We start from the raw sequence: 12,718 nt of genomic DNA, 5'->3' as shown, positions 1-12,718 counted from the left end.
CGTAGCTCACCTCGCCTTGCAGGTCCACCACCGCCACCGTCTTCGGGCTGTGATGCGCCTGCGCTTCGAACAGCTCGTGCACCCCGGCGTGCCTCGGGTACTCCGTCTCCGTCGCGTTCCATTCCACCAGCTGGCGTTCGCGTTCCGATGCAGGCAGAACGTCGAGCTCGTTCACCGGCGAGTCGGGCGAGTCCGCCAGGGCCTTGGCCAGCTGCTCCAGTGCAGTTCGCATGCAGGCGCAGACCAGCCCGGCGTCCGCCCCCGCCACGGCCTGCACCGTCAGCGCGAAGCCTTCTCCCAGGTCGTCGACGGACAGGATCAGTGGGTAGTTCGTGCGCTCGTGCATCGCCAGCATGTGCATGCCACGCGAAGGCCGGTTGTCCGTCGTCCTGGTCGCGCTGTGCCGGTAGTTCAGCAGCGCGCTGAACAGCGGCGCCGGCGGCTGCACGCCGCTGCACCGCTGCGCCAGCGACAGGGGCGCGTGCTCGTGCCGCATCAGTTGCGCCAGCGTCTCATGCAGCGCCTTCACGCCGTCGCCCACCTGCCCTTGCAGCTTCACCCGCAATGGCAGCGTGTTGATGAACAGTCCCACGCCGCGCCCGCCGTGGGCACCTTGCATGCGCCCGAACAGCACCGTGCCGAACACCACGTCGTCGCGCCCGCTCAGGCTGGCCAGCACCCGCGCCCAGGCCAGGTGGAACAGGCTCGCCGCGCTCGCCCCGAGGCGCCTGGCACCCTGCCTCAGCTGCTGGGCCAGCGCGGAGTCCAGCCACTGCGACGACTCCTCGACGCGCGTGCCGTCGCCGTGCACGTCCGACAGGCCCAACGGCACTGTTGGCTCGTCCACGTCTGCGAGCATCTGCGTGAAGAACGCCTCGTGCTCCTGCCGGGGCACCGAGCCTCGGGCACGTGCCACGAACTCGCGGTAGGGCCTGGGCTGCGCGAGCGGCGCCTGCGCCTGAAGCAGGGACTCGATCTCCTCATGCACCGCCTCCAGGGCGGCGTGGTCACCCACCAGGTGGTGCAGCATCAGCAGCAGCACCCAACGCCCGTTCTTCGCGTCTTGCGCAACCGTCAGTCGAATCAGCGGCGCTTCGCGCACGTCCAGCCTGTGGCGCTTCGGGTCATGACGCTCCTGCAACCAGGCTGCCACGTCCTGCACACCGGCATCGGCCTGCACTTCCTGCACGGCAAGTTCCGCGTGGCGCCACACCACCTGCACGGGTTCGGACAGTCCTTCCCAAAACACCGAACTGCGCAGCACGTCGTGCCGCTTCACCACCTGGCGCAGTGCATCGATGTAGGCGTCGAGCATGGATCGCTGCTCGAAACCGTAGGCCGCCTGCAGCAGGTAGGGGTCGCCCTCGCTGTTCATGAGGTGATGGAACAGGATGCCTTCCTGCAGCGGCGCGAGCGGGTAGATGTCCTGCACGTTGGCCGCGCCGCCGGGGATGCTGGCCACGATTCGGTCGACCTGTGCTTCGCTGAGCTGCACGAGGGGCAGCATCTGCGGCGTGATGGCCCGGCAATCCGCGGGGATGAGGTTGGGCGGCACGGGTGCGTCGCTTGCCTCGTCGCCCATCGATGCGCCCATGGTCGCGATGGTCGGGCTGGTGAAGAGGCGGCGCACGTCGGCCACGAGGCCGGCCTCGCGCATGCGCTCCATCACGCTGACGGCGAGCAGCGAGTGGCCGCCGAGCTCGAAGAAGTTGTCGTGCCGCCCGACGCGCTCGAGCTGAAGCACCTCGGCCCAGATGCGCGCCAGCGTGGCCTCGACCTCGCCCACCGGCGCTTCGTAGCCTCGCTCCACGTAGGCCGAGCCGTCGGGCGCGGGCAGCGCCTTGCGGTCGACCTTGCCGTTGGGCGTGAGCGGCAGCGCATCCAGCCGCACGATCGCCTGCGGCACCATGTACTCGGGCAGCTGCGCACCCAGCTGCTCGCGCAGCACTTGGCTGTCCGCCTGCTCGCCCACCACGTAGGCCACCAGCCGCTTGTCCCCGGGGCTGTCCTCGCGCGCCAGCACCACCGCTTCGCGCACGCCCTCGCACTGCGTCAGCCTCGCCTCGATCTCACCCAGCTCGATGCGGAACCCGCGGATCTTCACCTGGTGGTCGTTGCGTCCCAGGAACTCGATGTTCCCGTCGCCCAGGGTCCGCCCCAGGTCCCCGGTCCTGTACATCTTCTGCCCCGCCGGCCCGTGCGGGTCCGCCACGAAGCGTTCGCTCGTCAGCTGCGGCTGGTTCAGGTAGCCCCGGGCCACGCCATCGCCGGCGATGTACAGCTCCCCGATCACGCCCTGCGGCACCGGCTGCCCCTGCGCATCCAGCAGGTACACCCGCGTGTTCGCCACGGGCTTGCCGATGTGCGGCTTGAAGCCCTCTTCCCTCGCCATCGACACCCAGGTCGAGTACGTCGTCGTCTCCGAGGGCCCGTACAGGTTGCACACCCGGCGTACCTTGGTCTGCTCGAACACCCGCTGCACCAGCGCCTGCTTGAGCGGCTCGCCCGCCAGGTTCACCGTGTGCACGCTGTCAGGCACCGCCTGGGCCTGCAGCAGCGCGTCCAGCGCCGAGGGCACCGTGTTGATCAGCGTCACCGCCCGCGGCCGGCTCACCAGCTCCAGCGCGTTGCCCACCAGGTGCACGCATCCGCCCACGGCCAGCGGGGCGAAGCATTCGTACACCGCCAGGTCGAAGTTCAGCGAAGTCGACCACAGCGTCTGGCTCAACTCTGCGGCGCTGAACGACTGCCTGGCCCAGTGGATGAAGTTCACCGCGTTGCGGTGCTCGATCGCCACGCCCTTGGGCTGGCCGGTCGAGCCCGAGGTGTAGATCACGTAGGCCAAGTGCCCGGGGCCGGCCTCATGCCCCGGGTTGTGGTCGGCGGCCGGCAGAGATTCGGTGTCAAGCCGGATCACCGGCCTGCCGGCCAGAGAAGGAGTCAGCGCATCTCCCAGCTCGCTCCACACCTCCGACTGGGTCAGCACCGCCATGGGCGTGCTGTCGGCCAGGATGTGCGCCAGGCGCTGCACCGGGTAGCGCGGGTCCAGCGGCACGTAGGCCGCACCGGCCTTGAGCACGCCCAGCATGCCCACCACCATGTCCGCATCGCGCTGCACGCACAGCGCCACCCGCGTATCGGGCCCCGCACCCAGCGCCTTCAGGTGATGCGCCAGTCGATTCGCCCGCGCGTTCAGCAGTGCGTAGCTCAGTGCGCAGCGGCCATCGTCCAGGGCCAATGCGTCGGGGGTGCGGCCGGCCTGCGCTTCGAACAGCTCGTGCAGGCAGGCCTGGCGGGGGTAGTCCGCCTCGGTCGCGTTCCACTGCACCAGCAGTTGCTCGCGTTCGGCTGCGGGCAATACCTGGATGCGATGCACCGGCGTGTCGGGAGCGCCTTGCAGTGCCTTGGCGAGTTGCTCCAGCGCCTCGTGCATGTAGCCGCACACGCGGCCGGCGTCCACGTCTGCCGCGGCCTGGACCGTCAGCGCAAAGCCTTCTTCCCGGTCATCCACCGACAGGATCAACGGGTAGTTCGTGCGCCCGTCACTGGCGAGAACCTCGATGCCGTTCCAGGCCGGCTCGGCCTTGCCCGAGGACGCGCCATGCCGGTAGTTCAGCAACGTGCTGAACAAGGGGGTCGGCGGCTGCACGCCGCTACAGCGAAGCGCCAGCGTCAAGGGCGCATGCTCGTGACGCATCAGCTGCGCCAGCGTCCCATGCACATCCTTGAGGCCATCGCTCACGCGAACCCCCAGCCTCACACGCAGCGGCAGCGTGTTCACGAAGAGTCCCACGCCTCGCCCTGCGTCTTCGCCGCCTTGCATGCGCCCGAGCAGCACGGTGCCGAACACCACGTCACCCTTGCCGCTCAGGCTGCCCAGCACGCGCGCCCAGGCCAGATGGAAAAGACTGGCCACGCTGGCACCCGAGGCTTGCGCACTCTCGCGCAGCCGCGCGCTGAGGTCCGGCGGCAGGTCGACGAGCGCCTCGCCCACCGCGCCACCGTCCTGCAGGTCGACCATGCCGAAGGGTGCGGTCGGCTCCTCCACGTCGGCGAGCATCCAGCGGAAGAAGGCCTCCTGTTCCTGCCGTGAGCTGCCGCGGCGCGTCTGTGCCACGTGTTGACGGTAGGGCGTGGGCGACGGCAGCAACGGCGCCGTGCCTGCCAGGAACGCCAGCACCTCGCGCTGGATCAAGTCCATCGCGACACGATCGACGGCCACGTGATGGCACAGCAGCAGCAGCAGCCAGCGCGAATTGGCCTCGTCGCGGCACGCCGCCGCGAACATGGGCGGTGCATTGTTGAGGTCGATGCGCCGATCGCCAAAGCGCCGTTGAAGCCGCTCGCGCGCGTCCAGGCCGTCATCCTCGGGGACGAGCTCCTGGAACGGCAGCGACACGTGCCGGCGCACGACCTGGACCGGTTGCGGCAGGCCTTGCCAATGCACCGAGCTGCGCAGCACATCGTGCCGGTCGATGACGCCCTGCAAGGCACCCAGCAGTCGATCGAGCTGCGGCCGCGATTCCACGGCGTAGGTGGTCTGAAGCACATAGGGATCGCTGCCGCTGGCGACCAGGTGATGGAAGAGGATGCCCTCTTGCATCGGCGACAGCGGATAGATGTCCTGCACGGTCGGCGCACCGCCTGGGATGCCTGCCACCAAGTCATCGATCTGCGCCTGCGTCAGCGTCACCAGCGGCAGCATGTCGGGCGTGATCGCCTCGCAATGCGGCGGGATGCGATTGGGCGGCACCGAACCCAGCGCAGCGACATCGACCTCGCTTTCGAGCAGCTCGATGAGCGCCGGCTTGTGGCGGCCGATGAGATCGAGCCACGATGGCTCGAGGGCGGCGCCCTTGCCTCTCAACACCAAGGCCCCGCCCGAGACGGCGAGGGACACTTTCCTGTCGTGCAACTGAGCCAGCAGTTCGATCGGCGTCACGGCGCGAGCCCCCACATAGTCATCCGGGTCAGAAGCCAGACTACCAATGCGGACGGCCCCGCCGGCTACGGAAAGGCGTAGGCGCGCGGCCTGTCATCAACCTACAGCGAGACCTCCCATTCGACCTGTGTCGCGTGGACGAAGGCAGCCACCGTCGGTGCCGTGAAGAAGGCACTCATCTCCGCGTGAAGCCCGGCGGCCCGCATGCGCGCCGTCGCGTTCATCGCCAGCAGCGAATGGCCGCCGAGTTCGAAGAAGTTGTCATGCCGCCCGACGCGCTCGATCTTCAGCACGTCGGCCCAGATGCGGGCCAGCAGCGCTTCGACTTCGCCCACGGGCGGCTCGTAGCCGCGCGTCACGAAGGCGTGGCCGCCGGGTTCAGGCAGCGCGCGCCTGTCGAGCTTGCCGCTGGCCGTCATGGGCAGTGCGTCCAGCGGCACGAACGCCGCGGGCACCATGTGGTCGGGCAGCATCCTGGCCAGGTGTTCGCGCAGGGCACGCACATCGATGGCCTCATCTGCCACCAGGTAGGCCACGAGCCGCTGGTCGCCCGCCTCGTCTTCGCGGGCGAGCACCACGGCCTCCTTCACCGGACCATGCCGCAGCAGTTGCTGCTCGATCTCGCCGAGTTCCACCCGCTGCCCGCGGATCTTCACCTGGAAGTCGTTGCGGCCCAGGTACTCGATGCTCCCGTCTGGCCGATGCCGCCCCAGGTCACCGGTCTTGAAGAGCCTGTCCTGAGGTCCATCGGCGAACGGGTTGGCAATGAAGCGCTCGGCCGTCAGGTCGGGCCGGTTGAGATAGCCACGCGCGAGGCCAGGACCGCCCACGTACAGCTCACCCACGGCACCGGCCGGCACCGGTCGGCCGGCATGATCAAGCAGGACCACGCGCATGTTGGCGATCGGCCGCCCGATGACCGATCCCTCGGACGCCACGGGCTCACGGCAGTCAAAGGCCGTGGCTTCGCCGTTGACCTCGGACGACCCGTAGAAGTTGAAAAGCCGCAAGCCCGGATAGCGCGCCATGACCTCGTGCATCAGCGCGGGCGGCAGGCGTTCGCCGCTGCACACGAGGGTCTTGAGCGAATCCAGCGGTGCGCCGTCGAGCTGCATGAAGGCGGCCAGCAGCGAGGGCACGAGCACCAGCGTGTCGACGCCGCTGCGCTGCATGTCGGCCGCCAGGCGCAGCGGGTCCTTGGCGGTCGGTCCGTCCACCACCACCAGCGTGCCACCGGCCGCGAGGGTCTGCAGCGTCTCGGTGACGGAGTCCACGAAGCCGATGGTCGTCTTGAACGCGGTCACCGGCGGCGCCTGCAGCACGGAATCGACGAACCACGTCAGCCGGTTTGCGAGCCCCGCGATCGTGTTGACCACGCCCTTGGGCACGCCGGTGGAGCCCGAGGTGTAGACCACGTAGGCCATGTCCTCGGCATGCATCTGGACGAGGTCGTCTCCGAGATCGCCACCGGCTTCGTCGGCCCAGCGTCCGGAATCGGCGCAAAGGTCAACCACCACCACGCCCGGGCTGCGCGCCTCCAGCGCTTCCAGCAATCGGGTTTGCGCGCTGGCACCGATGGCGGCATGCGTCAGAACGAGGGCTGGTGCACTGTCGCCGATCATGTGCGCCAGCCGCTCGACAGGGTGGCTCGGGTCCAGCGGCACGTAGGCACCACCGGCCTTGAGCGTCGCGAGGAGACCGACCACCATGTCCGCGCTGCGTTCGACGCACATGGCCACGCGGCTGTCGCGCCGCACGCCCAGGCGGCGCAGGTGGCGCGCCAGGCGGTTGGCCTGCGTGTTGAGATCGGCATAGGACAGCGTGCAGCCGTCTTGCACCACCGCCGCATGCAGCGGCACCCGGGCCGCCTGGGCCTGGATCATCTCGTGCGGGAAGGCTTCAGCGGACTCCCGCACCGCGCCCATGCTCCATTCGTCGAGCAACTGCATCCGCTCCTGCGCCGGAAGCACGTCGACGTCACGCAGCAGCGCATGCGGCGTGCTTTCGAGCGCGCCGGCCAGGCCCTGCAGCGCCTGCCGCATGTAGGCGCACAGGCGCTGCGGATCCAGCGTGGGCGGGGTCTGCGCGGTCAGCAGCACGCCCGCGCCGAGGTCGTCGACGTTGAGGCACAGCGGGTAGTTGGTCCGCTCCTCCATGTGCAGCATCTCGATGCCGGACAGCTGCGACGGGTTCGCGGCTTCGCCGGGCGCCGCCATCGGGCTGTGCCGGTAGTTCAGCAGTGCGCTGAACAGCGGCGCCGGTGCGCTCACGCCGCTGCAGCGTTGGGCCAGGGCCAGCGGTGCATGCTCGTGCCGCAGCAGTTGCGTGAGCAGTTCATGCGCCTGCTGCACGGCTTCGCGGACCGGCACCTCGCCCACGCGCAAGCGGATCGGCAAGGTGTTGATGAACATGCCGGTCGCGCGGTCCGAACCGGCGCCGCCGTGCATGCGTCCGAACAGCACCGTGCCAAACACCACGTCGTCGCGATCGGACAGTCGTGACAGCACTTGCGCCCAGGCCAGGTGGCACACGGTGGCCAGGCTCACACCCGCCGCGCGCGCGCAGTCGCGCAGCCGCTTCGCAAGGGCGGTGTCGAGTTCGGCATGCGCTTCGCTGACCTCGAATCCACCCGCCAGTACCTCGGTCAAGCCATAGGGCGCGGTGGGTTCGTCCACGTCGGCCAGCATGGCGCGGAAGAAGGCCTCGTGCTCCTCGTTCGACACACCCAGCCGCGCCTGCGCGACGTGGTTGCGGAAGGGCTGGGCTGCCGGCAGTTGGGTCGACGCTCCGAGGAGATGGGTCTCGATCTCGTGCTGCACGATGCCCAGCGTGGTGTGGTCGGCGCACAGGTGGTGGAAGAGCAGCAGCAAGACCCAGCGGTTGTTGGCCGTGTCCGGCGCGATGAACACGCGCAGCAGCGGCGCCTGGTCCAGCGGCAGGCGGTAGCGGCTGGGGTGGAAGCGCTCGCGCAACTGTGACGCGACATCACCGGCCGAGGCGTCCACGGCCACCTCCTCCACCGACAGGCGGGCCTGCCGCCACACCACCTGCACCGGCTGGGGCAGATCGTCCCAATGGAACGCCGTGCGCAGCACATCGTGGCGGTCGACGACCGCCTGCAAGGCCGTGAGGTACTGGCCCAGGCGCTCGCGCGTGTCGAAGGCCAGCACGGCCGGCAGCAGGTACGCATCGCCCGGGCCGCCCATCAGGTGATGGAAGAGGATGCCTTCCTGTAGCGGCGCGAGTGGGTAGATGTCCTGCACGTTGGGCGCGCCACCGGGCACCTTGGCGACCAGGCGGTCGATGTGGGCTGGGTCCAGTGCCACCAGCGGCAGCAGGTCTGGCGTGATCGCCTCGCAGCCCGGGGCGATCCGGTTCGCGGGCACGGCCACCGTGTCGCGGTCGTCGCCCAGGGAAGCGGCAAGCGCCGCGACCGTCGGGTGGCCGAAGAGCCTGCGCACGTCGGCCGGCAGACCGGCCTGGCGCATGCGCTCCATGAGGCTCACGGCGAGCAGCGAATGGCCACCCAGCTCGAAGAAGTTGTCGTGACGGCCGACCCGGTCGAGACCGAGCACCTGGGCCCACAGCCCGGCGAGCAGCGTCTCCGTCTCTCCGACCGGCGATTCGTCGCCATGGGCGAGGTAGGCCGTGCTGTCCGGCGCGGGCAAGGCCTTGCGGTCGACCTTGCCGTTGGGCGTCAGCGGCAATGCGTCCATCGACACGTAGGCGGCCGGCACCATGTACTCGGGGACGCCCGCCAGCAGATGGGCGCGCAGCGCCTGTGCATCGGGATGGTCACCCACCACGTAGGCCACTAGCCGGTGGTCGCCGCCGATCTCGCGGGCCAGCACCACCGCCTGGCGCACCTGCGGGTGCTGTGCGAGGCGTGTCTCGATCTCGCCCAGCTCGATGCGGAAGCCGCGGATCTTCACCTGGAAGTCGTTGCGTCCGAGGTACTCCACCTGGCCGTCGGGCAGGTAGCGCGCCAGGTCGCCGGTCCTGTACATGCGGGCATCGGCCTCGCCTGCGAATGGGTCGTCGATGAAGCGCTCTGCGCTGAGTCCCGGCTGGTTGAAATAGCCTCGCGCCACGCCGGCGCCGCCGATGTAGAGCTCGCCCGCGACGCCCACTGGCACCGGCTCGTGCTGCGTGTCGAGCACGTAGAGCCGGGTGTTGGCCAAGGGCCGGCCGATGGAGCCGGGTTCCCAGGTTTGGCGCCCGCCCTGGCCCGCCTGGACGGCGGTGGAATAGATCGTGGTCTCGGTGGGCCCGTACGCGTTCCACAAGGTTTCCACGCGGGGCAGCAATCGCGCGGCCACTTCGGCCGACAGCGCCTCGCCGCCCGACAGCGCCTTCAGGCGCCGCGAGCCTTGCCAGCCGGAATCGAGCAGCATGCGCCAGGTGGTGGGAGTCGCCTGCATCAAGGTGACGTCGTGCCGTTGGAGCAGATCGGCCAGCGACGACGGATCAAGGCCGTGGGCCCGATCGGCCATCACGATGCTCGCGCCGCTGGTCAACGGCAGGAAGATCTCCAGGCCTGCAATGTCGAAGGCCACCGTGGCCAGGGCCAGCACCCGGTCCGCGGGTTCGATCCGCAGCACGCGCCCCATGGCGGCCAGCGTGTTAACCACGCTGATGTGCTCGATCATCACGCCCTTGGGCCGGCCGGTCGAGCCGGAGGTGTAGATCAGGTGGGCGAGGTGCTGTGGTGTGAGGCTTGCCGCGGGTGCCGGGCTGGTGGCGGGTTGACCGGACCACTGGTGGGCATCGTTGACGACATCGATGAACACGGGAGCGTCCCCCTGGGCCGACAGCGCCTCGCGTAGACGTGAATGCACCTCATCGCCCGCGGCGCGGTGCGTGATCACAGCCACCGGCGCCGCATCGCGGCAGGTATAGACGATGCGGTCGATCGGGAACGCCGGGTCCAGGGGCACGTAGGCACCGCCGGCCTTCAGCGTGGCCAGCAACGCAACCACCATGTCGACGCCGCGCTGCAGGCACACGGCAACGCGTGCCTCGTGCACGACGCCGCTCGCACGCAGATGATGCGCGAGACGGTTGGCGCGCTCGTTCAATGCACGGTAGCTCAGCAACTCGTTGCCGTGCACGATGGCCACGGCATCGGGGTGCTGGATGGCCTGCTCCTCGAACAACTCGTGGATGCATCGCTCCTGCGGGAACTCGGTGCGCGTCGCGTTCCACTGCACCAGCAGTTGATCGCGTTCGATCGAGGGCAGCACCTCGATGCCGCGAACCGGCGCAGCGGGTGAATGTTCCAGCGCGTCGACCAACCCCTCCAGCGCCTGGTGCAGGTAGCCGCAGATGCGCTGCGCATCCATGGGAACCTGGACTTGCGCGTTGAGCTGGAAGCCCTCGCCGGAATCGTTGAAATTGAGGCAGACCGGGTAGTTGGTGCGCTCTTCGGCGCGCAGGAATTCAATGCCCTCCCACAGCTGTGCACGTTCGTCGGCCGCCTGCGGCGAGCGCAGTACGCGGCGGCAGTTCAGCAGCGTGCTGAACAGCGGCGTGGGCATGGCGACGCCGCTGCAGCGCTGCGCCAGCGACAGCGGTGCGTGCTCGTGCCGCATGAGCTGCGCCAGCGCCTCGTGGGTGTCGCGCGCACTGTCGCTGGCCGTGCGCGAGGAGATGCGCACGCGCAACGGCAAGGTGTTGATGAACAGCCCCACCGCCCGGTCCGCACCGTCGCCGCTGTGCATGCGGCCGAAGAGCACGGTGGCGAACACGACGTCGTCGCGGCCGGAAAGCCGCCGCAGCACCATGGCCCAGGCGAGGTGGCACAAGGCCGCGGTGCTCACGCCGAGCACCCGAGCCCGTTCGCGCAAGCGCTCGCCGAGCGCCGCATCGACTGTCCGGCTGGCCTCAACGATGCCGGCACCGTCGCCATGCACGTCGAGCACGCCGTACGGTGCCGTGGGTTCGTCGACCTCGCGCAGCATCTCGGAGAAGAAGGCCTCGTGCGCCTCGCGCGACATGCCGTGGCGGGCCTGTGCGACGAAGTTCCGGTAGGGCACGGGCGCAGGCAATTCGTGCAGCCGGCCCATCAGGTGCGCTTCCATCTCGTGCTGCATCAGCTCGATGGCGGTGTGGTCCACCAGCAGGTGATGGAACAGCCACAGCACCACCCAGCGGCCATGCACCGGATCATGCGCGGCGGCCAGCCGCATCATGGGTGCGCGGCGCAGGTCGAGATGGTGGCTGCGCGGGTCGAAGAGCGCATGGAGCTGCTGCGCGATGTCACCCTCGGTGGGATCGAGGCTCACGTCCTCGACGTCGAGCCGTGCTGCGCGCCACACCACCTGCACGGGCTCGGGCATGCCCTCCCAGGCGACGGCGGTGCGCAGGATGTCGTGCCGGTCGACCACCACCTGCAAGGCCTGCGCGAGCCGCTCGACGTGGTCGCGTCCGCTGCAGGTGAACATCATGTGATCCAGGTAAGGGTCACCCTGCTCGGACATCAAGTGATGGAAGAAGATGCCTTCCTGCAGCGGAGCGAGCGGATAGACGTCCTGGAGGTTCGTGGCGCCGCCGGGCACCGTGGCCACGATGCGACCGATCTGCTCCTCGTTCAGCGAGACCAGCGCCAGCATGGCGGGCGTGATGTTCTCGCAGCCGGGCGGAATCACCTGGGTGGGCACCTGCACGTCATTGCCGACGGCATCCAGGGTCGCGGCCAGCGCCGCGAGCGTGGGAGCGGCGAACATGGCGCCGACATCGGAGTGCAGTCCCTGCCGGCGCATCTTGCCGAGCACGCTGACGGCGAGCAGCGAGTGGCCGCCAAGCTCGAAGAAGTTGTCGTGCCGCCCGACGCGCTCGAGCTGCAGCACCTCGGCCCAGATGCGTGCCAGCGTGGCCTCGACCTCGCCCACCGGCGCTTCGTAGCCTCGCTCCACATAGGCCGAGCCGTCGGGCGCGGGCAGCGCCTTGCGGTCGACCTTGCCATTGGGCGTGAGCGGCAGCGCATCCAGCCGCACGATCGCCTGCGGCACCATGTACTCGGGCAGCTGCGCACCCAGCTGCTCGCGCAGCGCTTGGCTGTCCGCCTGCTCGCCCACCACGTAGGCCACCAGCCGCTTGTCCCCGGGGCTGTCCTCGCGCGCCAGCACCACCGCTTCGCGCACGCCCTCGCACTGCGTCAGCCTCGCCTCGATCTCACCCAGCTCGATGCGGAACCCGCGGATCTTCACCTGGTGGTCGTTGCGCCCCAGGAACTCGATGTTCCCGTCGCCCAGGTACCGCCCCAGGTCCCCGGTCCGGTACATCTTCTGCCCCGCCGGCCCGTGCGGGTCCGCCACGAAGCGCTCGCTCGTCAGCTGCGGCTGGTTCAGGTAGCCCAGCGCCAGCCCATCTCCGGCGATGTGGATCTCCCCCACCGCCCCCTGCGGCAGCGGCTGCCCGCGCCCGTCCAGGATGTACACCCGCGTGTTCGCGATCGGCCGCCCGATCGGGATGCTGCGTGCGCCCTCTTCCACCCGCTCGATCTCGCAGGTGATCGCAAACGTCGTGCTCTCCGTGGGCCCGTACCCGTTGATCAGGTGCCGCGGCCCGCCTTGGGCCAGCACCCGGCGGATCACCTGCGCATCCAGCGCATCACCGCCCACGATCAGGTAGCGCAGCTGCGACCACACATCTGCCAGCTCCTGCGCCATCTGGTTGAACAGCCCCACCGTCAGCCACAGCACGTTCACGCCCTGCGACTGCAGCCGCTGCCTCAGCCGCTGCGGCTGCAGCACGCTGTCGTGGTCCACCACCACG

General features: G+C 69.3%; 2 protein-coding genes. Both read right to left on the bottom strand.

The annotated features are described in order from the left end of the window. A partial coding sequence (locus DZC73_RS29350; RefSeq protein WP_124543958.1) for a non-ribosomal peptide synthetase occupies window positions 1–4,900 on the bottom strand: 4,900 nt, incomplete at its 3' end. A gap of 143 nt (window positions 4,901–5,043) precedes the next feature. Next, window positions 5,044–12,711: a non-ribosomal peptide synthetase gene (locus tag DZC73_RS29345; protein WP_268879069.1), complete on the bottom strand. Its 7,668-nt coding sequence runs from the start codon at window positions 12,709–12,711 to the stop codon at window positions 5,044–5,046. Window positions 12,712–12,718 lie beyond the last annotated feature (7 nt).

Origin of the sequence: Rhizobacter terrae (assembly GCF_003852895.1) — a bacterium.
Taxonomy (GTDB): Bacteria; Pseudomonadota; Gammaproteobacteria; order Burkholderiales; family Burkholderiaceae_C; genus Albitalea; species Albitalea terrae.
Note: the sequence above shows the minus strand (reverse complement) of the source record. Positions and strands in the feature narration are given on the sequence as shown.